Origin of the sequence: Mycobacterium sp. (genome assembly GCF_044223235.1) — a bacterium.
Lineage (GTDB): Bacteria > Actinomycetota > Actinomycetes > Mycobacteriales > Mycobacteriaceae > Mycobacterium.
In genome coordinates, this window is record NZ_JBGAME010000006.1 from 103,269 (window position 1) to 125,490 (window position 22,222).

Consider the following 22,222-nt stretch of genomic DNA (forward strand, 5'->3'; position numbering starts at 1 on the left):
ATGGCGCGGCCGGAGCTAGTCCTCGTCGGGCTCCCGCCCGGCCAGTGCGTCCTGGACCCGTTTGCGCGCGCCGGCCAGGTGCTCTTCGCAGCGTTTGGCGAGTTGTTCGCCTCGCTCCCAGAGTTTCAGCGACGTGTCCAGATCCAGGCCACCCTGCTCGAGTCGCTGCACGACTTCGATGAGCTCATCCCGCGCCTCTTCGTAGCCCAGTTCGCCAACAGGTTTCGTCATGATGCCCTTTCCGGCCCGTCACTGATGGCCATGACAGCCCCGTCGGACACCCGCACCCGCAACCTCGTTCCCGGCGGCGCGCCGTCCGCCGACCGCAACACCGTCGCCGCACCGGAGTCCGGCACCGTCTGCACGACGGCGTAGCCGCGCGCCAGGGTGGCGGCGGGCCCCAGCGCGGTCAATCGCGCCGACAGGTGACCAAGCCGGTCGGTTTCCGTCCCGATGAGCCGGTTGATGTCACGTCGCCCCGCGCTGTGTGCCCGCTCGACCTCGGCGGAGCGCGCGGTCAACGAGTCGAGCGGCCGCGCCAGCACCGGGCGGCTACGCAGCTGAGCGATCGTGTGTTCCTCGCGATTCACCCAATTGCGCAGGGCGCGCGCGCCCCGTCTGCGCAGGTCGGACACCAGTGCCTGCTCGGCAGCCGCGTCGGGCACGATCCGCTTGGCCGCGTCGGTCGGCGTCGCCGTCCGCAGGTCGGCCACCAGGTCGCACAGGGGGTTGTCCGGTTCGTGGCCGACCGCGCTGACCACCGGCGTGGTGCATGCGGCGATGGCGCGGCACAGCGTCTCGTCGGAGAACGGCAGCAGATCCTCGACACTGCCGCCGCCGCGCGCGATCACGATGACGTCGACGCCGGCAGTGCGGTCCAGGTCGGCAAGGGCTTCGACGATCTGTGGGACGGCGTTGGGACCTTGGACGACGGTGTTGCGGACCGCGAAGCGCACCGCGGGCCAGCGGTCGGCCGCCACGCTCATGACGTCGTGTTCTGCCGCCGATGCCCGGCCGGTGATCAAACCAATGGTGTTGGGCAGGAACGGGATCGGGCGCTTCAGTCGCGGATCGAACAGACCTTCGGCGTCCAGCAGCCTGCGCAGGCGTTCGATGCGCGCGAGCAACTCGCCGATGCCGACCGCACGGATCTCGCTGACCCGCAACGAGAATGACCCCCGGCCGGTGTAGAACGTCGGCTTACCGCAGACGATCACCTGGGTGCCCTCGGCCAATCTCACCGGGGCGTTGCGGACCAGGTCACGGGGACAGGTGATGGACAGCGACATGTCGGCGGCCGGATCGCGCAGCACCATGAACACCGTCTTGGAATCGGGACGGATCTTCAGCTGGGTCAGTTGGCCTTCGACCCACACCGTGCCGAGCTTGTCGATCCACCCGGCGACCCGGATGGCCACCGCGCGGACGGGCCAGGGGTTCTCCGCGGAGTTCGGCGGCCCCGGCGTGCTCACTTGGCGGTCGCGCGGGTGATCCTGTTGGCCAGCAGTGTCTGGAACGGCGCGCGCGCCTTGGTCGCGCCCTCGTAGGCCAGCAGGGCCTCCAGGTCGGCGACGCGCAACGACGTCAGCCGGGCCCGGAGCTGGGCCAGGGTGAGCGACTCGTAGTCCAGCTCGCGCACGATGTCGGGAGCGTCGGCGCGGGCGAGCCGGGCTTCTTTTGCCGCGGGGGTGACGTCGGGCTCTCCGGTGCTGTACAGCGCGAAGCGTCCCTCGGTGAGCCGCTCCCCGTTCTCGGCGGGGGAGGGCAACTCGTCGTCGATCTCCTCGTCGAACGTCGCCCACTCGGGTTTCTCCGCCTTGGGCGGGAAAATGGTGTCGAGCGTTTCGTCACCCTTGATGACGAGGTCGGCGATGTTCTGCTGGATCAGCATGACGATGTGGGCGGCCTGGCTGGCAAGCGTTATCGGGTACATCAGGATGGTTTGCGGGAGCTTTCGGGTCTCCTCGATCGCGGTCACCGCCACGCCTACCAGCAGACGGACCCCGTACGGTGCAGTTGCCATGGCGCCCAGCCTACGGCCGGGTGATTCGACTGGTCTTGTCTGGCCGCGGGTCAGTACCCTTGTTTCCATGCCGCCGACGATCAATATGGGGATTCCGGGTGCGTCCAGCTCGGTCAGTGGCGGTGTTTCCGGCAAGAGGGTGCTGCTCGCCGAGCCGCGCGGATACTGTGCCGGCGTCGACCGGGCGGTGGAAACCGTCGAGCGCGCGCTGGAGAAGCACGGCGCGCCGGTGTACGTGCGCCACGAGATCGTGCACAACCGGCACGTGGTGGAGACGCTGGCCAAGGCGGGTGCGGTGTTCGTCGACGAGACCGACGAGGTGCCCGAGGGCGCGATCGTGGTGTTCTCCGCGCACGGCGTCGCGCCGACCGTGCACACCAATGCCGCCGAGCGCAGCCTTCAGGTCATCGACGCCACCTGCCCACTGGTCACCAAGGTGCACAACGAGGCCAAGCGGTTCGCGCGCGACGACTACGACATCCTGCTGATCGGCCACGAGGGTCATGAGGAGGTGGTCGGCACCGCCGGTGAGGCGCCCGATCACGTCCAGCTCGTCGACGGGCCCGACGCGGTGGACGGTGTCACCGTGCGCGACGAGAACAAGGTGATCTGGCTGTCGCAGACCACGCTGAGCGTGGACGAGACGATGGAGACGGTGCGGCGGCTGCGGGAGAAGTTCCCGACGCTGCAGGACCCGCCCAGCGATGACATCTGCTACGCGACGCAGAACCGGCAGGTCGCGGTCAAGGCGATGGCGCCAGAGTGTGAACTGGTGATCGTCGTGGGGTCGCGCAATTCGTCGAATTCGGTGCGGTTGGTGGAGGTGGCGCTCGGCGCCGGGTCCAATGCGTCGTACCTAGTGGACTATGCCGACGACATCGACCCGGCCTGGCTGGCGGGTGTGACGACCGTCGGGGTCACCTCGGGTGCCTCGGTGCCCGAGGTGCTGGTGCGCGGGGTGCTCGAACGTCTGGCCGACTTCGGCTATGACACCGTGCAGCCGGTGACGACGGCCAACGAGACGCTGGTGTTCTCGCTGCCCAGGGAGATCCGCCCGCCGCGCCGGTAGTGCTCTCGGCGAGCAGCCACAAACTGCCGAAAATTCCCCCGTTTGGGGGGCGCGTTTACGTCTGCTCGCGCGGGTCATCGTCACCGCTGCTGCGGTAACGCACGCGCGAGATCGGATGGTGCGTCGGCCTGCCGGTGGTCCGGGGTCCGCGCGGTTCGGGCGGCGGGTAGTCGTCGTAGGGCTCCGAGTACCGATCCTCATACCGATCCTCGTAGCGGCGCCGGCGTTCGGGCCGGTCATAGCCGCTGTAGCGATCGGGCGGAGGCTGGGAGCGCGACCTGCGTCTGGGCTCGGTAGACGGCGGCAGTGGGGGTTCGGCACGCCGTGGGTTCCGGGTGCGGCGCGGACGGTCGGTCACCGGTTCGACGGTCTCGGTCTCGGGTGGGCGCGAATGCCTGGCTCGCGACGGTGCGGCGCGTTTGGCGGGGCGGCGGGCTGCGCGGTCCGGATCGCCGCTGGCCGGCCTGGCCTTTCGGGCCGGACGATCGCTGGAATGCCTGCGACGGGCTTTGACCTGCTCAGCGTCATTCTTCGCAGGGTCATTCTTCGCAGGCCGCTTGACGAGTGCGGCGATCTTCGCCGACGCGACGGCGACGATTCCGGTGCCTGCCGCCGCGCTGGTGGCCGGTGTCCGCCGTGTCGACGTTCCCAGGTACCAGCGGCCGATCCCGATCAGCAACACCACCGCCGACGTGAAGAACATCAGCGGGAACCGCTCGATGAGCGGGTAGCCGCAGTTGATGAGCAGGTCCTTGAGCCCGTCGAGCTGGCCGTTGTGGAACAGGAAGTAGGCGGTGGGCACGCTGACGAACAGGATCAGCGGCGGCTGGATCACAGCCGTGAACAGGCCGGCCTGCTGCACCGCGAGGACCGCCAGTACGCAGCCGATCGCGTAGCACGCGGCGAAGGCGAAGCCCAGTTCCTTGTTCCCGGAACCGGCGTCGATCGCGAAGCCGATGACGGTGGCCGTCACGGCCAGCAGCACCGCCCCCCACCACGGCAGACCCGGGAAATTGGGGTGCACAGAACGATGGTCGGCCGCCACCGTCGACCGTGCACGCTGTCCTGACACAGGTCGACCGTACCGGCTTCCGCCGTTGCCGCGCTGCCAGCGTGCTCCGGCGCGCCCGTCACATTCTCCTACACTGTCCTTCCTGTGGGCCTGAACCTGGGAATCGTCGGTTTGCCGAACGTCGGGAAGTCGACTCTGTTCAACGCGCTGACGCACAACAACGTGCTGGCAGCCAACTATCCGTTCGCGACGATCGAGCCGAATGAGGGCGTGGTTCCGCTGCCCGACTCCCGGCTTGATGCGCTTGCCGGGATCTTCGGCTCCGAGAAGACCGTGCCGGCGCCGGTGACGTTCGTCGACATCGCCGGGATCGTCAAGGGTGCGTCGGAGGGCGCCGGGCTCGGCAACAAGTTCCTGGCCAACATCCGCGAATGTGACGCGATATGCCAGGTGGTGCGGGTGTTCACCGACGACGACGTGGTGCACGTGGACGGACGCGTCGATCCCCGCTCGGACATCGAGGTGATCGACACCGAACTGATCCTGGCCGACCTGCAGACGCTGGAGCGGGCACTGCCACGGCTGGACAAGGAAGCCCGGACCCACAAGGACCGCAGGCCGGTCTACGACGCGGCGGTGGCGGCCCAGGAGGTGCTCAACGGGGGCACGACCCTGTTCGCGTCCCGTACCGACACCTCGCTGCTGCGCGAACTGAACCTGCTGACCACCAAACCGTTCCTCTACGTGTTCAACGCCGACGAGGCGGTGCTCACCGACGAGGCGCGGGTGGCGGCGTTGCGTGAGATGGTCGCCCCTGCCGACGCGGTATTCCTGGACGCGAAGATCGAGGCCGAACTGCAGGAGCTCGACGACGAGTCAGCGGCCGAACTGCTCGAGTCGATCGGCCAGTCCGAACGCGGGCTCGACGCGCTGGCCCGGGCCGGGTTCCACACGCTGAAGCTGCAGACCTATCTGACGGCCGGGCCGAAGGAGGCCCGCGCCTGGACGATCCATCAGGGCGACACCGCCCCCAAGGCCGCCGGGGTGATCCACTCCGACTTCGAGAAGGGCTTCATCAAGGCCGAGATCGTGTCCTTCGACGATCTGGTGGAGGCGGGATCGATGGCAGCGGCCAAGGCGGCGGGCAAGGTCCGGATGGAGGGCAAGGATTACGTGATGGCCGACGGCGACGTGGTCGAGTTCCGGTTTGGATCAGCGTCTACATCGAAGGCCACGGCGTAGCCTTCGACAAACCACGGCGTAGCCTTCGATTGACCACGCCGCTCCTACTTGCTGCGCGCCTTCCTGATGGTGTGGTCGCTGGTTGCCTCGTACATGTCGAAGTTGCGCTCCGCGGTCAGTTCGATGAGTTCGTCGAACACGACCCCGAGGGCCACCGGCGCCTCGGGGCTGTTGACTTCGTGGCAGATCACTGACGGCGCAACGGGGTTGGAGTCCACCAGCAGCACGTAGAGCCGTTCGAACTGCTCGTCGCGGTCGGCCGGATCGGCCCTGCCGGTGAACAGCCGGAAGCGCGGGAAGACGTTGTCGAAAGTGCTGTTGCGACGCGGCGTGTGGTCGCTGGCTGCGCCGATGTCGAAGAAGAAAAACCCGGCCACGACGGCGAAGGGGAATCGGCGGTGCAGGGTGGTCGACTCGAACAGCAGATCACCGCGCCGGTTGGTGAGGTTCTTCTGGAAGTGTCCGTTGACGACGTCGCGGAACATGATCGTCTTCACCGAGCAGGCCAGCATCAGACCCGATTCCTCGGTAGCCCAAGTGACGTCGACCTTTTTGGCTCCGAGACCGCCCGCAAGCCGCCGCTCAGCACCCGACAATCCGCCCTCGCCCGGCTCGCCAGGGCGGGCTCCGTCCATGCCACGCGCCCGCAACTCCTGGGCGATCGCGAGCGCCAGAGTGGTGCTGATCTTGTTGCCCCACGGGTTCTTCTGCGCTTGCGGTGCGTCATCGGGCGGCTTTGGGCCTGCCGCCCTGATCGCGCCGATGAGCAGGTCGTCAATTCGCGCCACGGCGACCTCTCGCGACTCGTCGGGCGGTGAGTTCGGCGTGCGCGTCGCGCAACACTCGGACTTCGGCGCGGGCCATGCCCAATTCGCCGACCAGCAGCACGTCGTCAACGAGCTTGGAGGCCTCAGTCAACTTCCCGCCGCGCAGCAGCCCGGCCACCTGCGGGCGAATGTTCGTGAGGCGTTCTGCTGCGGCCTCGACCAACGCCGTCGGAGGCACCGGCAGCCGGTCGGCTTCGCGCGGTTCGAGCTTGAGCATCCCGCCGCCGTACGCGCGGCCCACGGTTTCTGCACCCACCAGCGTCATCGACGTCAGCGACGCCAACGGCAACAGGGCCTTGCCGAGCTTGCGCACCTTCGGTGCGAGGTAGACGCCGTGAACGGAGTTCAGGTGGGCAGCCTTGGCGGCGTTGGTCGACAACCGAGGAGTGTCGGCATTCATGTAGGTGAGCAGCAGGTCGGCGGGTGCCAGGTTGGGCACGCGCCACCAGGGCTTGCGCACGCGGCACTTGTAGGCGGTGTGGACGCCTGCGCCCTCTCCGGCGGCGATGTAGGCCAGCGCCGCCGGCGATGGGTCGCCGGACGGGCGGAACAGCCAAGTGGCAGCACCGTTGCGCCCAAGCTCGGTGAGCGCGGCGCTCCCGAACGTCAGCCCTCTCAGGTGACGGCTTCCGGGCGGCGACAGCCGGAGAACGTCGGTGGGTTCCAGCCCGAGATCGGCAACGCGGGCGGGGGATAGTGCGAAGTACTTGTTGTTACCGGTGACCATCCCCAGCGTCGTGTCACCCCAGCTTTCGAGCACGGTGAAACGATCGCTCGACAGCAGCCCCGTGTAGGCGTTGAGGGCATCGGCGGACAGCAGCGAGGCCGTCCACTTCTCCTCGGGCCGGGTCGGCGTCCAGGTGCGCCCGGCAGCGATCGAGGCCAGTTCGGCGGCGTTGCGCACTTGGTGGACGGAGGCGTGGTCCGTCGGACCGTCGAGGTAGCCGTCGGCCAGCAGCAGCAGCACCTCCTCCTGCGCGTCGGGGAACACCCGCTCGGTGAACAGCACCAGATCGACACGGGCGAACGATGCCATCAGGAAGCGGCGCACCTCGGCGGCGTAGTTGACGCTCAGCAATTCGGCCGGCAACACCAGCCCCATGCGCCCGCCGGGCCGCAGAAACAGCGCCGAGTGCACGGCGAACGCCGCCCAACTGGACGCGAGATTGGTCAGGCCGACCCCCGCACGCAGCGCAGCCTCCCGCGACCGCGCCCGCGCCGCGCCGGAGAAATCCTGATAGCGGATGTACGGCGGGTTGCCGATCACGACGTCGTACGAGCCGGTCGGGTCGACGGCGAAGAAGTCGTTCACCTCGATCCGTGCGTTGACAGTCGCGTTTCTCAGCAGCTTGCGGGCCGCGCGGGCGGAGGCGTCGTGCAGTTCGATTCCGTCGAGTGCGGCGAACTGCGCGCTGCCGTCGTGAGTGCGCAGTGCCGCCAGTCGGTCGACCGCCGCGAGCAGGAACGAGGCCTCACCGCACGACGGTTCGAGGATGCGGTCTGACGTGCTGCGAACGGCCCAGTCGGTGATATACCGGGCAACTGCCTCGGGAGTGAAGAACGCGCCGCGAGCCTTGCGGAGGGCAGCCGTATCGCTCTGTCCGACCCCCGACACCATGGACGGCATCTTGCCCTGCCGGACCGACAAACGGTGGGAGCACACCCCCGACGAGGGTGGGGAAGTGGCGCAGAGCTGTCAGTGGAGCCGCAACGGCTAGGGCACTTGGGCGCCCCGAAGTCGACTTAGCTGCACACCTGGGCGGTGATGCGCTGACGGTGGCCAGCCTGTATCCAGACTGGGAAGGCCGAGACACTGGCAGCTCGAGAAGGAGCGGCGCTCGCCGCCCCGATGGCCGTGCTCAACGGCGATGGGAGTAGCGCTGGCTGCGATGACGTGGTGTGCAGTGACCCGAACATCGCGCCCACCCAGAGCACATCAAGACTGCTTGAGAGCAGAAATCTGTCTACTACATCGATAGCCTCTAAAGGGTGCGTATTCAGCCAGCGGGCATACGGGAACCGTGACGCTGATTCAGACCCTGATGACGGAGGATCTCGTCCTCCAAGTAGCCGACCGGCGCCTGACGAAGTCAAACGGCGGCGTGTTTGACGACCACACGACGAAGCTCGTCTGCTGGCGGGGATGCTTCAGTGTGGGGTTCACCGGGATTGCTCGCATCGACTCAGCCCAAAAGGAGCCGACCTCCGAATGGATAGCCAAGCTGCTGGCTGACTGCAACTCCTTCCAGGAGGGCGTCGAGACCCTTAAAAAGGGAAGCTTCTAAACAGATCGGCAAGCTACCCGCGTGGTATGCGGATCGCCGTCTCGCCATCGTGATTGCGGGCTTCGACTTCCACAGGGACCCGCAGGTCGCAACCATCACAAACTTCCAACCGGGAGCGCCAATGCCATCGCGTCCCAATGACTTTGAGGCGTACATGCATACTCGGTTACCGGGCCACGCCTCGGGCTTCTTGGTCTCAGGCGGCGGACATACTCGTCCGGTGCACGGGCGGCTTCTGGGACGGTATGTGCCGAGGATCCTCAGGCAGCAGAGCGGAGTTACCCGTGCAGCCAGGGTCATGGTGGAGATCCAGCGGCAAGTCTCCGACGACAACCAACGCGTGGGCAGGCACGCAATGTGCGTGGCGATCCCGCGTGAGCGAAAGGGCGAAACGCCAACGGTGTTGTCTAACCTTGACGCGCCGACGCTCGACGGGACTGGCATCCGGTTCTGCTACTTCGACAATGACGGGTGGGACTTTCGGCAGTTCGGTCCGATTTTCGCGAGCGACGGGATGGCGTTCAGTGACTTCAAAGGAGAGGTAGATCCCCAGAATCCGGACAACCAACGTGTGAGCGTTCGAATCCACAAAGGGGCGAAGCTCCGGAATGATGTGAATCTCGCTCGTCACGAAAGCTGCCCTCCCTGTTCGTGATCTACCAGATCTTCGAAGACCGCGTCGTCGTGCGCATCATCCACCTCGTGCATCGCCGAGACGCCTACCGGTGACTGCTCGGATTCGAGGTAGCCGCCGGTGCAGAACACTCGACGGCCGGGAGGCCGTATTGGCACGATGAATCGATGGACCGTCTGGCGATCATCACGGCCGAATCGCAGCGATTCGCCGACGTGTTGTCCCGCACCGCCGCTGACCGCCATTGCCCGACCTGTCCGGACTGGACGGCCGCCGACCTGCTGTGGCACCTGACGGAAGTGCACCTGTTCTGGGCGGCGATCCTGCAGCGACGGGTTCTGAGCGAGTCCGAGATTTTCGCGGTCGAGGCGGCGAAGCCGAGCCGTCCAGAGACGATGGCGGACCTGCTCGCCCTGCGCGAACGCGCCACGGCCGATCTGGTACATCAGCTCACCGAGCGTGACGACGCCGAGCCCTGCTGGTCGTGGTGGCCACCCGACCAGACCGTCGGGTTCACCCGGCGCATGCAGACCTATGAAGCGACCATGCACCGGGTCGACGCCGAACTGACCGCAGCCGTGCCGGTCAGCCCGATCGCCGACGACGTCGCCGCGGGCGCGGTCGACCACGTGGTCGACGTCATGTGGGGCTGGATGCCCGACGGGGCGGCCTACCGGACCGAGGCGGTGGTGGAGTTCGTCGCCGCGGACACCGGCCAGCGGTGGCTGGTCGAGGCCGGCCGCTGGTCGGTGCGATCGGCGGACGGCGACGCCGCCGAAGGCCCGAGGGCGAACCGCGCACACTCGGGGGCTCCGTCCGCGACCGTCACCGCCCCGGTCGTCGATCTGGCCCTATGGGCCTGGACTCGCGACGGCACCGTGCACATCTCCGGGGCTCCCGAGTCCGTTTGCGCCCTTAATTCTGTTGTGGCACAAGGAATTCCATAGGTAAGCCGATCAGGCTACAGTCCTCCGCACCGCGACGGAGCCAGGATCGGAGACCACGGCGGGCAGTCCGGCGGCAACGGCTGCGGCGGGGGAGGGGCGGCGGTCGGCGGCGGTGGAGGTGGCGGGGCCTGGTGCGGAACGCCCTGCCACGGGTAGATGGTGTTGGAGGCGATGTCGATGGTGCCGTGCGAGTTCCAGTACCAGTCGTGGCAGATGTTCCAATCCCAGGTGATTACCTGGCTACCCGGCAGCAGCGGGTCACCCGGGCACCAGTGCGTGCACGTGATCCCGCCCGGGCAGTTGCCGCCCTGATAGCTGGGGCCGAATGCGGGGGCCGCCTGGGCGGTGCCCACGCCGGGTCCCGCCCCGGCCAGGTAGGTCAGGGCCGTGAGGGATAGCATCCCGGACATCGCCGCAGTTCTTACGGATCTCGATATCCGGTTCATGGCCATCCTTTCGTGACGCGCGGCATCGCGCCGCTGATCAGAAGGATCCCGTGGCCCACGCACCTTCCTCACGAGTAATCGACTACTCATTTCGGCCGGGCACCCGCGCAGCGCCAGCGCGCGAGTCTCACGTCGGAGGCCGCACGATTCCGGTGATGCGGCGGGTACCCCGCTCGAGCCGGCAACAGCGGACGGCTCACGCCATCGAATTCAACACTCGCACAACCGAAACGGGAACGTCGCGGTCGTTCACGGGTTGACGGTGCTGACGCCCATCTCTGTGAGGATGCTCCGCAGTTTGCGCAGCGCGTAGTGGAGCCGTGATTTGACCGTGCCCTCGGCGATCTGGAGGTCTTCGGCGATCTGCGTCGCGGTCCAGCCGAGGTAATAGGCCCGCGTGAGCACGTCGCGGTGCGCGTCGGGCAACCGCGATAGCGCCTCACTGACCAGCAGCCGGTCCAGTGTCGCCATCACCTCACCCGGACCGTCGTAGTCGCCGACATCGGCAGGGTCCGACCACATTACCTCCTTGCGGTAGCGCGCAGTACGGCTCTGATCGATGACGATATTGCGTGCGACGGTGAACAGCCATGACCTCACCGGCTGCTCACCGCCGCCGGTCGTGAGGTGCCGCCAGGCGCGCAGCAACGTCTCCTGAACGACGTCCTCGGCGCGCGCCCGATCACCGGTCAGCCGGAACACGTAGCGCAGCAGCGCGTCGGCGTGGCCGTCATAGAGATCCTGCACGGCGAGGTCGTGCACGGCGCGGCTTTCGTCCCCGGTCCCGCGGCGGTCAGACGGACGTTCCAGTGTTCCCGTGGCCGGGCCTGTCGCCATCGGATCGCACACGCCGCACTCCCTCGAGCTGGCCCGACAGCGGGCTTTGGTCCAGCAGTTCCAGGCTGGCCTCGTGGGGCGGTTCTTGCCTCACCGCTGACCGCAAACCTGTGCTACCGGCCAGCAGGAATTTCTGAGCTGCGGCTGAGGACACATCGAATGCGCATCGCGTATGTTGCGGTCAAGGGGCACTCGAATCAGGAGGCAATGGTGATCTTCATCGTCGTCAAATTCGAAACCAAGCCGGAGTGGACGGAGCGCTGGCCCGAACTCGTCAAACCGTTCACCGAGGGCACCCGCGCCGAGGAGGGCTGCCTGTGGTTCGAGTGGTCACGCAGCCTCGACAACCCCGCGGTCTACGTTCTGGTCGAGGGCTTCCGCGACGCCGATGCGGGCAAGGCGCATGTCAGCACCGACCACTTCGAGTACGCCATCAAGGAGCTCCCGCAGGCGCTGGCCTCGACACCGAACATCATCAGCGAGACCATCGACGCGACCGGCTGGTCGAAGATGGGTGAGATGCAGATCGACTGACTCAGAGCACCACCGCGATCTCGTCGCCGAGCCGGTGCCCGGCAACGAGCGGCAGGTGGTCTCCGCTCCAGAACGAGCCGGGGTCGAACCAGTTGTAATGCTTCTCGGTGGTCAGCAGTCCCATCTCCTCGTAGGTGATGGCGACGGTCTCCGCGCAGTAGGCGGTCTCCAACCCCACCGTGAGCTTGGCTTCCTTCCTGCGTTCGGCCGATTCACGAACCCTCTTGTGCACGAACGGAATCCCGCGGGTGAAGTCGCTGACCACCGGCACCCGGCCGCGCAGCCAACGGCCAGTCAGGCGAGCGGTGGTGGGGAAGGCGGTGCCGTTCATCCGGGCGATCACCCGCAGCAGCTCGTCCTCCTGCTCGCGGGTCGCGTACGGCGTGAGCTGGCGCAGCCAGCAGCGTTGGTCGTAGGTGTTGATCCACCGCTCCACCACCTCACGTGCGTCGTTGAGCTGCACGCCCCGGTGATTGGTGCCCGTCCACATATCGGTCAACTTGTCGCCGAGTTCGGCATGCCAGATCAACGGCGGCAGGTCGTCGATGGCCACGGTCATGCCGACGTGGTTGACCGGGCTGTTGGTGAGTGTCTGAATCGCGCGGTCGGGCCGCGATCCGCCGCGAAACAACCAGATGTCCCCGGTCCTGGTCTGATCGAGCGCCCGCGCCAACGGCACCGTGTTCGCGTCCACCTGCGCAGCTTAGGCAGACTCATGCCATGCGCAGCGTCTGGAAGTGGATCGGGATGGCCGGTGTCGCGGGTGTGGTCGCCGGCGGTGTCCTCGTCGCGCGTGACGAACGGCGCCGCCGGTCCTACACACCCGAAGACATCCGCGCGCGGCTGCATCAGCGGCTGGCAGAGGCGGAGCAGGCCGCCGACACGTCGGATGCGTGACTGCGCCGACGTAGAGCAGCACGATCCCACCGACGCGGCAATGACGGTCGTCTGGGTGCGCGTGAGCCGGGGCGCCAGGCCTTCGAGATCCAGACCGCTTGCGTAGATGCATGGCCGAAGCCAGGCACATCGCGCGGTCCCACTTCGCCTACGAACTAGGTGTCGCGTCGCCCGAGCGCACCGAACCGTAATACGGCGCAGGTGGAGTATCCGCCTACTCGTGTCGGCACCGCGGCATCGCCCACATACTCCGAAGGGGACGTGACACGATGAAGGTTCGGGAGGGACCGACGATGGCTCACCAACCGCTTCGAACCGCGCGGAGTGCGGATGACGGGCGGATCGCCCCGCCCTCCGGTGCCGACTGCGTCCATCTCGTGAAATACGGGAGCCTGGCCTGGGAGCAGAACCGTTGACACGCCCATCGGTTGAAAGAGTCTGGGTTGGAAGAGCCTGTGTTGAAGGCGCCGACCGATGACTCGCGGTCAGGGCCGGTGGGTCGCCGAACTCACCGCCACCCGGGGCGCCACAGTCGATCGCCTTTTGAAGCTGCCCGCCGGCCTCGACGTGTGGGAGCGGCAGGGAGACACCGTCGTGGTGGCCGCGGCCGCCGCGCAACTCGAGGACATCGAGCGCCGGGGCCTCGCGACCGTCGTGTGGCTCGGCCCGATCGAACAGTTCAGCGAGCCGCGTCACCCACGGCGCGGCCAGAATCGAGGGAGTGAAACATGAGCGTGATCGTCACGGTACGGACCGAACAGCCGGAGACATCGCCGCTGAGCCGGCTCGTCCACCTGCCGCTGGGCCTCGACGTGTGGGAGCTGGCGGCCGGTCACGCGGTGCTCCAGGCGTCGGAAGCCGCCGTAGAGCGGCTCGAACGGATGGGCTACACCGTTGAACAGCTGCTGCCGACGGAGCGGTTCCTCTCGGATTTTGCGACGGAGGAGGCGACCACGGCGTATCACTCCGCCGCGACACTCGAACAGGACATGCGGGAGCTCGCCGAACGGTTCCCCGACATCGCCGAGCTGCACGACATCGGCCGCAGCGTGGAGAACCGCCCGATTCTGGCCCTGCGACTGGGCGAGCGGAAAGGCAGCCGGACGAAGCTGGCGTTCCTGGGCTGCCACCACGCGCGGGAATGGCTTGCCGTGGAGGTGCCCTATCTGCTGGCCGAGTTCCTGCTGACCAACTCGGCGACCGAACCGGTGGCGAGCTGGCTGTCGACGTGCGAGATCTGGGTGGCGCCGATGGTCAACCCCGACGGGCATGAGCACACCAGGACCACATTCAGGTTGTGGCGCAAGAACCGTCGGCGAAACCCCGACGGGAGCATCGGCGTCGACCCCAACCGCAACTACGGCTATATGTGGGGCACGCTGGATGTCAACACGTCCAGCCACGTTCCGTCCGATGAGACTTACGTGGGCCCGCGGGCGTTCTCCGAGCCCGAGACGAGGGCGGTGCGAGACCTGATCGCGCGGGAGTTGTTCGCCGGAATCATTACCTATCACAGCTATTCGCAGCTGATCCTCTATCCGTGGGGGTACACCGCCGACCCGATCGCCGACCCCGCCGACCGTGCCGGTATGAAGACGCTCGCACAGCGGATGGCGGCCGAGATCGCCGGTGTGCACGGCGTGGCCTACACACCCCAGCAGTCCGCCGAGCTGTACCCGACGGCCGGCGACACCACCGACTGGACCTACGGGGTGTACGGGATACCGTCATTCACGATCGAACTGCGGCCTCGGACGGCGATGGAGGGCGGTTTCGTCCTGCCCGCCAGCCAGATCGAGCCGACGTTCCAGGAGAACAAGGCGGCCGCGATGGCGTTCGTCACCAGCGTGCTGGCAACCCAACCCGACGCCGAGCCGGCCGCAGACGCCGATGCGCGGCTGCTCCGGCACGGCGTCACCAGCCCTCGGTGAGCACCCGATCCAGCGCGTCGACGTAGAAATCGGCGGCCTCGACGTCAATGCACAAGGGGGGCTTGGTTTTCAGGATGTTCTGATGATCGCCCGTGGGCTGGATGATCACTCCGAGTTCGAGCATGCGGTCGCAGATCGCCGACGTCTCCTCGGGGGCGGGTTCCAGCGTCGTCGCGTCACGGATCATCTCCACGCCGAGGTAGAGGCCCTTGCCGTGCACCGTCCCGACGATCGGATGCTTGTCGCGCAGCGCCTCCAAGCGGGCCTTCAGATGCGCACCGACGCGGGCGGCGTTGTCCTGCAGCCCTTCGTCGCGCAGCACGTCGAGCACCGTGATCCCGATGGCGCACGACAGCGGGCTGCCGCCGGTCGACGAGAAGAAGTAGCCCTGGCTGGCGAAGGCGTCGGCGATCACCCGGCTGGTTATCACCGCACCGAGCGGATACCCATTGCCCGTCGATTTGGCCATCGAGACGATGTCGGGGACCACGTGCTGCTGTTCGAACCCCCAGAACCATTCCCCCAGCCGGCCATACCCCACCTGCACCTCATCGGCGACCGCCAGCCCGCCGTTGGACCGGACGACCGCATAGACGCGTTCCAAATAGCCGTCGGGCAGCGCCATCCCGCCGGCGTTGCCGTAGACGGTCTCGCAGATGAACGCCGCGGGTGGGCGGCCGCCGGCGACCAGCTCGTCGATCTGCCGCACCGCGTCGTCGGCGTATCTGCCGACGTCGGCTCCCCGGTACTTGCCGCGGAAGCTGTTCGGAGACTCCACGGTGTGAACCCAATCCGGCCGCGTGGCAAGCGCATTGGGATTGTCTGCGGTGGAGGTCGAGACCGCGTCGGTGGCGTAGGTCCAGCCGTGGTAGGCCTCGCGCATCGCCACCACGTCGCGCCGGTCGGTGGCGGCCATCGCCAGGCGCAGCGCCAGATCGCTTGCCTCCGAGCCGGAGTTGACCAGGAACACGGTGTCCAGGGGTTGCGGCAGCAGCGCCGCCAGCCGTTCACTGAACTCGACCACCGCGGCGTAGTTGAACCGGGAATTGGTGTTGAGCTTACGAAGCTGGCGTGCAGCGGTGTCGGCGATCCGCGGGTGGGCGTGGCCGAGCACCGTGACGTTGTTGACCATGTCCAGGTAGCAGCGGCCGGCGGTCGACATCAGGAAGTGCCGCCAGCCCCGTTCGATCTGCGGGGGTCTGCGGTAATAATGCTCCTGTACGGGGGCGAAAGTCCTGTCGCGGCGGGCCATCAAGTCCTCAGCGCGTTTTACGCCCAGCGACGGCAGCCCGAGCAGCGGACGTGGATCACGGGTGACCGCAAGCCATCCCGGCGCGAGGTCGGCACCGACCAGTGATGGTGCGGGCGGGGCCCCGACCGGCCGCAGGCTCAGCTCGGCCCGCCGGCCGGGCATAACGCCGGCCAGTCCGGCGCCAGTGCGCAGCGCGCCCGGGTCCGCGCTCGGGTCGACTCCCGTCAGCGTCAGCTCGAACTCGTTGCTGCGCAACGTTATCGCGTCATGCGAGCGGGCGATGACCTCGCCGTCCCACGGCGCCACCAGGCCCATCGGTTCGGCGGTCCACAGGCTCACGCCGGTGGGCACCACCGCGGGGCAGTGCTGGGCCAGCGGCGGTGCTTGGGTTAGCCGCGGCTGGCCGAAGCGGGTGACCACCAGCGCCGCCCCGTCCTGGATTGCGGCCCTGGCACATCCGTCCTCGAGGTCCGGCGGTAGCCAGCCGCCCGGGATGAAACCGGTGTCGAAGACGTCCGAGGTGGTGGACAGGTCCAGCGTCACGACCTCGTCGGTGGCCAGCCCCGGCACCAGCGCACTGACGGAGCCGACGTCCGCCGCCGGCGCTGCGAGTCCGATCGAATCTTTGATCGCCGCCGTCATCACGTCCACCGGCACCGAGGTGGCCTGCTCGAACATGCGCCACTCGCCGTCGGATTGCTCGGTGATGTAGTCGTTGTCGGGATCGATCGCCGCCTGCTGCGCCCCGCTGACGATCAGCACGGCGGTGCGCAGCACCAGCATCGGCCACAGCGCCTCGGCCTCGGTATCGCTCAGCGGCCGGATCGCGTGAAACGCCCGTACCCCGGGGAGGATCGATGCGGGATCGGTTCCCGGATGCTGGAGCACCGACGACAGGGTGATGGCCAGCTCCGAAACCGCCCAGCTCTCGGTGAGGTCGCCGAAGTCGATCACCCCGTCGGGCCGCGGCGCTCCACCTGCGCTGCGCGAGACCACGACATTGGCGTCGGTGAGATCGAGGTGAATCGCCTGACGCGGCAGGCGATCCGCCAGCCGGGCGATCCGCGACCAGGCGTCGTGCGCTGCGGCCTCGAGCCGATCGCGGTGCGACGGGTCGGCGACATGTGCGATCAACGCCGTCACCACATCGTGGCCGTAGGCCAGATCCCACTGCAGGATCCGGTCCAGGCCGGGGTGGCTGAACGACGCGAGCGCACGGCTGACCCGTCCGGCGAGGTCACCCATCGCGGCCACCGTGGCGGGCGAGAGGTATCCCGACTGCAGCAGCGCTCCGCCGGGCAGGAAGCGCAGTAGGCGCACATACGCGGTTGTGTCGAGCAATCCGGTGATGGCGGTGCACTTCTCGCCATTGAGGTTGGGCAGCGGCACGGCGATGCGCAACGCCGGCTCGGCCGCGGCGATGATGTCGGCGGCCTCGTCCTGGGCCTCGAGTTCGGTCGCGTTGAACGCCGGGTTGGCGATCTTGAGGACGCCGAGCACCTCGTCGGTGTCGTCGCAGACGAGGAAGTTCTTGTCCTGTTGGCTGCCCAGCGATTTCGCGTGCGCCCGGATCCCGAAGTGGGTCGCCAGGATGTCCTCGGCCTGCCCACCGCTGACCTGGGGCGCGGGCAGCTCGGGTTCCTCGAGGAAGTTGAAGCCGGCGGTGCGGCGATGGACGGTCATCGGTTCACGAACTCGACGACGACCCTGGAGAACGTGTCGTTGTCGTCGCCGGCCGCGGTGTGTCCGGCGTCGGACAGTTCGACGAACTCCGTCCCCGGCACCTTGGCCAGGAATTCCGTCACTCCGTCTGCGCTGACCACATCGGAGAGCTTGCCGCGGATCAGCAGGATCGGAATCGTCAGCCCGATCGCCGCCTGCTCGAGCTTGTCCGCGCGGGTGGACGCGTCGTCGTCCGGCTTGGTCAGAAACGCCGGATCCCAGTGCCAATACCAGCGGCCGTCGCGCTTGCGCAGGTTCTTCTTCAGACCCTTGGGGCTGCGGGGCCTGGTGCGGTGCGGAAGGTAGGCGGCCACGGCGTCGGCCGCCTCCTCCAGCGACTCGAAGCCGTGCACGTGGTTGAACATGAATTCGCGGATCCGCGCGCTGCCGCTTTTCTCGTACCTCGGAACCACATCGACGAGGACGAGTTTGGAGATCCGCTCCTCGCCGGCCTGGTGCGCGGCGAGGATGCCGGTGAGCCCGCCCATGCTGGCGCCGACGAGCACCACCGGCCCGCCGATCTGGTCGAGCACCGTCATCGCGTCCGCAGCCAGTGTCTCAATCGAGTAGTTTCCCGCGGGTGAGCGGTCGCTGTCACCGTGACCGCGGGTGTCCACGGCCACGACATGCAGTCCGTCATCGGCGAGGATCTGGCCGGTGTTCTTCCACGAGTGCCGATTCTGTCCGCCGCCGTGCAGCAGCAGGACCGTCGGCCTGCCGCCACCCGGCTCCGGTCGGGCCTCGTGGTTCCATTCGTCGGCGACAAGGGTGATGTCGCCGGCGCCGCGGAACGTGACGGTGCGTGATTTCGTGCGTGGTGTGCTCACGGACATCCTCTCGGCGGGGCCCCGCGCCCAACATACTCACGCCACCTGACCGACGATGAGTTTCCTTCGCCGGGGAGGTCTGTCCCTGTGAGATCCAAGGAACAGGAGACTGAGGATGCCGTCGATCACCCCGTCGCTCTGGTTCGACCACAACCTCGAGGAAGCGATCGAGTTCTACACCGCGGTGTTCCCCAACTCGGCGCTGGAGAGCCTCGAGCGCTACACCGACGCCGGGCCGGGGACGCCGGGCGATGTGGTGGCGGGCACGTTCGTGCTGGACGGCACCAGATTCTTCGGGATCAACGGCGGTCCGATGTTCTCGTTCACCGAAGCCGTCTCGTTCATGATCGACTGCGCGGACCAGGACGAGGTCGACTACTACTGGAATCGCCTGGTCGACGGCGGCGAGGAATCCCATTGCGGCTGGCTCAAGGACCGGTTCGGGCTGAGTTGGCAGATCATCCCGAAGCGGCTGCTGGAGCTGACCGGCGATCCCGATCCGGCACGCGCGGCCGCGGCGACGAAGGCGATGCTGGGCATGCGCAAGATCGTGATCGCCGAGCTGGAGGCCGCCGTTCAAGCCGCCGGGGCCGCGCTCTGAGCGTCAGCCGGTCAGCCGGCCGATCCACTCGACCGTCGCGTCGGTGATCGGTGGCACCTCGGCGGGATCCTGGCAGGCGATGACCATCGTGGAGGCCTCCGCGAGTACGGCGATGAGCACCCGCGTCTGGAGCCGGCCGCGCGGTGACGCGTCCGGTTCGACGACCGACATCCACCGGCGAAAGCCCCGCAGCATGGTGTCGCGCCGGATCGTCTCGAATCCCGCCGGGCTGTCATCGGCGGCCAGCACCATCGCGGCACGCCGATGGGTCCACATCGCGTCGAGGTACGCGCGCGCACTGATCTCCAGCGTGCGTGCGGCGCTGTCGTTGCCCGCCTGGTCGGTGGCCGCGTCGACGGTCTGATCGATGGCCGCTGCCAACCGTTCGAAGATGGCCAGAAACAGTTCCTTCTTGCCGCCGAAATGGTGGTAGATGCTGCCGACACTGGCGCCCGAGCGGGCCACGATGTCGGCCATCGTCGATGCCGCGAACCCGCGCGCCGCGAACACGTCGGTGGCCGCGTCGAGGATGCGCTGCTGGGTCGCGTCGGTCCTGGCCCAGCGCCGCACGGTGTGGAGCTTATCCGCCCTGGCCCCGTGTACCGGTTGGCTTGGGAGGGTGCCCGTCGTCATGCGCTGACGCTAGCGCCTCACCGCTTTTCGAGATGGCCGTTTGCGGTCGTTTGGCCGACCGACGTTGCGACACGGATACTGCCACCGTGGCGAACACGGGGTACACCGGACCGGGCGTGCTCGGCGTCGACGTCGGGCCCGACTGGGACGCGATGGTGGGCGCGGGTCTGGCTGCCCGAACGCCCGTGCACCAGCCTCCGCCAATTGCCCTGGCTGCCAGAACGATCCGGCTCGTGGCTGATACCGCGGCGGTGGCGCACATGCCCGCGGCCGTGGCGCACCGCATCCTCGACTTCATCGGAACGGCTCGGTAGCGTGCGCAGGCTCGCGGCCGTTGACGCGCAGACCTACTGGCTGTCTGCCAAGATCCCCAGCGACCAGTTCCTGCTGTACGGGTTCTCGGGGGTGCCCGCCGACGTTCACCGGGAACTGCGCGTCCTTCGCGAACGTGCGGGTGCCTGCCCCGATCTGGGGTTGCGGGTCGACGAGCGCGGAGCGCTGACCTACCCGGCCTGGGTGACCCGCGGCGTGGGTGAGAGCCAGCTCGTCATCCACGAACTCGATGACCCCACCTGGCCGGGCTGCCTCGCGGCGGTGGGTACGCTGGCCGATCGGCAGCTCGACGCCGTCGAGATGACGTGGCGGCTGCACGTGTTCACCCCGATCGACGCGATCCCGGGGCTGTCGGGCCCCGGCACCGTCGCGGTGATGCAGGTGGCACATGTGCTCGCCGATGGTCAGCGTTCGTCGGCGCTGGCGGCGTGGATGTTCGGCAGGCCGGCACCGGTGACTCCCGTTCCGTCGCCACCGCCGTTTCGCGCCGTCGCCCTGCCTGGCCGTGCGGTCATGGCCGCCCGTGGCCACCGGCGCCTTGTCGCGGACACCGCCTCGGGAGCGGTACCGCCGCAAGCGGATTCACGACCGGTGCTCACCACCAACAACCGTCCCGACGGGGTCAGGGCCATCCGCACCCTGGTTCGCCGCCGCGACCAATTGCCGGGGCCGACGGTGACGGTCGGGGTGCTCGCCGCGGTGGGTGGCGCACTGTCGGCGCACCTGCGTGAGCTGGGTGACGATCCGTCGGCGCTGGGCGCCGAGGTGCCGATGTCGCGAGCCGGAGCGCCGCGGGCGCACAACAACTTCGGCAACGTCGGGGTGGGATTGCACCCCGAACTCGACGCGGCCGAGCGCGCCGAGCGCATCGTGGCGGAACTGGCCTTGCGGCGCCGACGCGCCCGGCACCCGGGGATGGTCACCGCCAGCCGTGCGTTCGCCGCCTTGCCGGCACCCCTGTTGCGTTGGGGGGTGGCGCAATTCGACCCGACACTGCGAGCGACGAGCGCGACGGGCAACACGGTGGTGTCCAGCGTCGACCGTGGTGCGGCCGATCTGGCATTCGGTGGGGCGCCGGTCGCAGTGACGGCAGGCTATCCGGGGTTATCCCCGATGATGGGACTCACCCACGGCGTGCACGGCATCGGTGACACCATCGCGGTCAGCGTGCACGCCGCGGCGTCGGCGATCGGTGGCACCGACGGCCTCGCCGCTTATCTGGACCGGCTCGACGCGGCGCTCGGGTGAAGCCGGCGCTCACACCCGCCGTGCACACAGGCGGGTGATCGCGTCGACTCCGCTCAGGTCGCGGATTCGGTGATCGTCTCCTCGACGCTGATGTCCGGCGGTGTCTCGACCGTGGTTTCGGTCGTGCCGACCTCCGCGGGCAGCTCGGTGGTGCTGGTCTCCGTTGTCGCAGGAGCCTCGGTGGTGCTGGTCTCCGACGTGGTCGTGGGGGACGGGGTCAGCGCCTCCGGCGGGTTGGCCGGATCCAGCACCTTGTCGATGATGTAGATCCTGGCGTTGTTGGCCTGGATTCCGCCGCACAGCACCTTGGCGGTGTCGTTGACGACGATGTCGCCACCCTCGCCGGTGACCTTGATCTGCTCACCCTGCTGGGTGGGCCGCTGCCCCTTGACGTCGTCCGGGCCGAGCAGCCCGAGGAACACGTGGTAGTAGTCGAGGCTGGTCAGTGCGGCGGGATCGGCCTTCAAGGCGTCCAGCTGCTCCGGGGGAAGCGCGGTGAAGGCCTCGTCGGTGGGTGCGAACACCACATAGGGTCCGTTATTGAGGACGGGAACGACGTTCACCTCGGGGTTGAGCCCCCCGGAGATCGCGGCGTTGAAGGTGCTCAGCGACGGGATCTTCGTGAGCGCGGTGCCGATCGGTTCGCTGGCCAGGCTCTTGAAGTTGGGCAGTTCCTTCTTGAAAGCGTCACAGCCCGGGCCTTGAGGGTCGGGGATCTCGTCTACTGACGTCGGCTCGGGCGGCGGGTCGGCGTAGGCGGTGATCGCCAGCGGCAACGACAGGGCGATCGCGGCGATGCCTGCGGTCGCACCGAGTGCCTTGCTGGTGCGGGTCTTCACGGTCTGCTCCTTACGGTTGCTCGGGGCCGCTTTGCGGTGCGGCGCCGAATCGGATGGTAAGGGCACAAAACGGCCACGGCCAA

24 protein-coding genes are annotated in these 22,222 nt (G+C 67.8%); 11 read left to right on the forward strand and 13 right to left on the reverse strand.

What is annotated here, in order from left to right; all coding sequences use genetic code 11:
• Positions 1 to 15 precede the first annotated feature (15 nt).
• The 3 genes from ADBZ6K_RS11320 to ADBZ6K_RS11330 are packed head-to-tail and all read right to left on the reverse strand — an operon-like array spanning position 16 to position 2,023.
• Complete coding sequence (locus ADBZ6K_RS11320) at positions 16 to 231, reverse strand: exodeoxyribonuclease VII small subunit (RefSeq protein WP_526346555.1); 216 nt, start codon at positions 229 to 231, stop codon at positions 16 to 18.
• The gene (gene xseA / locus ADBZ6K_RS11325) at positions 228 to 1,472 is read right to left on the reverse strand and encodes an exodeoxyribonuclease VII large subunit (protein WP_526346557.1); all 1,245 of its coding nucleotides are present in this window, start codon (positions 1,470 to 1,472) and stop codon (positions 228 to 230) included. Before xseA ends, ADBZ6K_RS11320 begins: the two co-directional genes overlap by 4 nt.
• The gene (locus tag ADBZ6K_RS11330) at positions 1,469 to 2,023 is read right to left on the reverse strand and encodes a lipid droplet-associated protein (protein WP_526346559.1); all 555 of its coding nucleotides are present in this window, start codon (positions 2,021 to 2,023) and stop codon (positions 1,469 to 1,471) included. The genes xseA and ADBZ6K_RS11330 overlap by 4 nt, the downstream gene beginning before the upstream one ends.
• Before the next feature lie 67 nt (positions 2,024 to 2,090).
• Here ADBZ6K_RS11330 and ADBZ6K_RS11335 point away from each other — a divergent pair, with 67 nt between their 5' ends.
• Complete coding sequence (locus tag ADBZ6K_RS11335; protein ID WP_526346561.1) at positions 2,091 to 3,092, forward strand: 4-hydroxy-3-methylbut-2-enyl diphosphate reductase; 1,002 nt, start codon at positions 2,091 to 2,093, stop codon at positions 3,090 to 3,092.
• Between the two features lie 55 nt (positions 3,093 to 3,147).
• Here ADBZ6K_RS11335 and ADBZ6K_RS11340 read toward each other — a convergent pair whose 3' ends face one another.
• Positions 3,148 to 4,116: a DUF6542 domain-containing protein gene (locus ADBZ6K_RS11340; protein ID WP_526346563.1), complete on the reverse strand. Its 969-nt coding sequence runs from the start codon at positions 4,114 to 4,116 to the stop codon at positions 3,148 to 3,150.
• A gap of 132 nt (positions 4,117 to 4,248) precedes the next feature.
• Here ADBZ6K_RS11340 and ychF point away from each other — a divergent pair, with 132 nt between their 5' ends.
• On the forward strand, positions 4,249 to 5,346 hold the full coding sequence (ychF, locus tag ADBZ6K_RS11345; protein ID WP_526346565.1) for a redox-regulated ATPase YchF: 1,098 nt from the start codon (positions 4,249 to 4,251) through the stop codon (positions 5,344 to 5,346).
• Between the two features lie 44 nt (positions 5,347 to 5,390).
• On the opposite strand, the gene ADBZ6K_RS11350 is transcribed toward ychF, so the two are convergent.
• Both ADBZ6K_RS11350 and ADBZ6K_RS11355 read right to left on the reverse strand, forming a co-directional pair.
• A complete protein-coding gene (locus ADBZ6K_RS11350; protein ID WP_526346567.1) occupies positions 5,391 to 6,134 on the reverse strand; it encodes a hypothetical protein in 744 nt (247 codons plus the stop codon).
• Entirely contained in the window at positions 6,121 to 7,791 is a 1,671-nt protein-coding gene (locus ADBZ6K_RS11355; RefSeq protein WP_526346811.1) for an HsdM family class I SAM-dependent methyltransferase, read from the reverse strand. Before ADBZ6K_RS11355 ends, ADBZ6K_RS11350 begins: the two co-directional genes overlap by 14 nt.
• 403 nt (positions 7,792 to 8,194) lie before the next feature.
• On the opposite strand from ADBZ6K_RS11355, the gene ADBZ6K_RS11360 reads away from it, so the two are divergent.
• Together ADBZ6K_RS11360 and ADBZ6K_RS11365 are read left to right on the forward strand one after the other, a co-directional pair.
• Entirely contained in the window at positions 8,195 to 8,458 is a 264-nt protein-coding gene (locus ADBZ6K_RS11360) for a hypothetical protein (protein WP_526346569.1), read from the forward strand.
• Between the two features lie 801 nt (positions 8,459 to 9,259).
• Entirely contained in the window at positions 9,260 to 10,039 is a 780-nt protein-coding gene (locus ADBZ6K_RS11365) for a maleylpyruvate isomerase family mycothiol-dependent enzyme (RefSeq protein WP_526346571.1), read from the forward strand.
• A 14-nt stretch (positions 10,040 to 10,053) separates the two neighbouring features.
• On the opposite strand, the gene ADBZ6K_RS11370 is transcribed toward ADBZ6K_RS11365, so the two are convergent.
• Both ADBZ6K_RS11370 and ADBZ6K_RS11375 read right to left on the reverse strand, forming a co-directional pair.
• Positions 10,054 to 10,449 (reverse strand): hypothetical protein, encoded by a 396-nt coding sequence (locus tag ADBZ6K_RS11370; protein ID WP_526346573.1) that lies wholly within the window; start codon positions 10,447 to 10,449, stop codon positions 10,054 to 10,056.
• Between the two features lie 285 nt (positions 10,450 to 10,734).
• The gene (locus tag ADBZ6K_RS11375) at positions 10,735 to 11,334 is read right to left on the reverse strand and encodes an RNA polymerase sigma factor (RefSeq protein WP_526346575.1); all 600 of its coding nucleotides are present in this window, start codon (positions 11,332 to 11,334) and stop codon (positions 10,735 to 10,737) included.
• Positions 11,335 to 11,532: 198 nt separating this feature from the next.
• Here ADBZ6K_RS11375 and ADBZ6K_RS11380 point away from each other — a divergent pair, with 198 nt between their 5' ends.
• Positions 11,533 to 11,856, forward strand: coding sequence for a putative quinol monooxygenase (locus ADBZ6K_RS11380; RefSeq protein ID WP_526346813.1), 324 nt, complete (start codon positions 11,533 to 11,535; stop codon positions 11,854 to 11,856).
• 1 nt (position 11,857) lies between these two features.
• Here ADBZ6K_RS11380 and ADBZ6K_RS11385 read toward each other — a convergent pair whose 3' ends face one another.
• Positions 11,858 to 12,550 (reverse strand): guanylate cyclase, encoded by a 693-nt coding sequence (locus ADBZ6K_RS11385; RefSeq protein WP_526346577.1) that lies wholly within the window; start codon positions 12,548 to 12,550, stop codon positions 11,858 to 11,860.
• Between the two features lie 26 nt (positions 12,551 to 12,576).
• Here ADBZ6K_RS11385 and ADBZ6K_RS11390 point away from each other — a divergent pair, with 26 nt between their 5' ends.
• From ADBZ6K_RS11390 to ADBZ6K_RS11400, 3 genes are all read left to right on the forward strand, one after another.
• Positions 12,577 to 12,753 (forward strand): hypothetical protein, encoded by a 177-nt coding sequence (locus tag ADBZ6K_RS11390; RefSeq protein WP_526346579.1) that lies wholly within the window; start codon positions 12,577 to 12,579, stop codon positions 12,751 to 12,753.
• A gap of 474 nt (positions 12,754 to 13,227) precedes the next feature.
• Positions 13,228 to 13,485, forward strand: coding sequence for a hypothetical protein (locus ADBZ6K_RS11395; RefSeq protein WP_526346581.1), 258 nt, complete (start codon positions 13,228 to 13,230; stop codon positions 13,483 to 13,485).
• A complete protein-coding gene (locus ADBZ6K_RS11400; protein WP_526346583.1) occupies positions 13,482 to 14,684 on the forward strand; it encodes a M14 family metallopeptidase in 1,203 nt (400 codons plus the stop codon). The genes ADBZ6K_RS11395 and ADBZ6K_RS11400 overlap by 4 nt, the downstream gene beginning before the upstream one ends.
• Here the strand turns inward: ADBZ6K_RS11400 and ADBZ6K_RS11405 are convergent.
• Both ADBZ6K_RS11405 and ADBZ6K_RS11410 read right to left on the reverse strand, forming a co-directional pair.
• Positions 14,668 to 17,619 carry an aminotransferase gene (locus tag ADBZ6K_RS11405; RefSeq protein WP_526346585.1) on the reverse strand — a complete coding sequence of 984 codons (2,952 nt, stop codon included), beginning with the start codon at positions 17,617 to 17,619 and terminating at the stop codon, positions 14,668 to 14,670. The two genes, ADBZ6K_RS11400 and ADBZ6K_RS11405, sit on opposite strands and share 17 nt — an antisense overlap.
• Positions 17,616 to 18,485, reverse strand: a complete 870-nt coding sequence (locus tag ADBZ6K_RS11410) for an alpha/beta fold hydrolase (RefSeq protein WP_526346587.1) — start codon at positions 18,483 to 18,485, stop codon at positions 17,616 to 17,618. The genes ADBZ6K_RS11405 and ADBZ6K_RS11410 overlap by 4 nt, the downstream gene beginning before the upstream one ends.
• A 115-nt stretch (positions 18,486 to 18,600) precedes the next feature.
• On the opposite strand from ADBZ6K_RS11410, the gene ADBZ6K_RS11415 reads away from it, so the two are divergent.
• A complete protein-coding gene (locus tag ADBZ6K_RS11415; RefSeq protein WP_526346589.1) occupies positions 18,601 to 19,086 on the forward strand; it encodes a VOC family protein in 486 nt (161 codons plus the stop codon).
• Positions 19,087 to 19,089: 3 nt separating this feature from the next.
• On the opposite strand, the gene ADBZ6K_RS11420 is transcribed toward ADBZ6K_RS11415, so the two are convergent.
• On the reverse strand, positions 19,090 to 19,719 hold the full coding sequence (locus ADBZ6K_RS11420) for a TetR/AcrR family transcriptional regulator (protein ID WP_526346591.1): 630 nt from the start codon (positions 19,717 to 19,719) through the stop codon (positions 19,090 to 19,092).
• 86 nt (positions 19,720 to 19,805) lie between these two features.
• Here ADBZ6K_RS11420 and ADBZ6K_RS11425 point away from each other — a divergent pair, with 86 nt between their 5' ends.
• The gene (locus ADBZ6K_RS11425; RefSeq protein WP_526346593.1) at positions 19,806 to 20,033 is read left to right on the forward strand and encodes a hypothetical protein; all 228 of its coding nucleotides are present in this window, start codon (positions 19,806 to 19,808) and stop codon (positions 20,031 to 20,033) included.
• Between the two features lies 1 nt (position 20,034).
• Positions 20,035 to 21,300 (forward strand): DUF1298 domain-containing protein, encoded by a 1,266-nt coding sequence (locus ADBZ6K_RS11430; protein ID WP_526346595.1) that lies wholly within the window; start codon positions 20,035 to 20,037, stop codon positions 21,298 to 21,300.
• A gap of 53 nt (positions 21,301 to 21,353) precedes the next feature.
• Here the strand turns inward: ADBZ6K_RS11430 and ADBZ6K_RS11435 are convergent, their stop codons facing one another.
• Positions 21,354 to 22,139, reverse strand: coding sequence for a fasciclin domain-containing protein (locus ADBZ6K_RS11435; RefSeq protein WP_526346597.1), 786 nt, complete (start codon positions 22,137 to 22,139; stop codon positions 21,354 to 21,356).
• Positions 22,140 to 22,222: the final 83 nt, after the last annotated feature.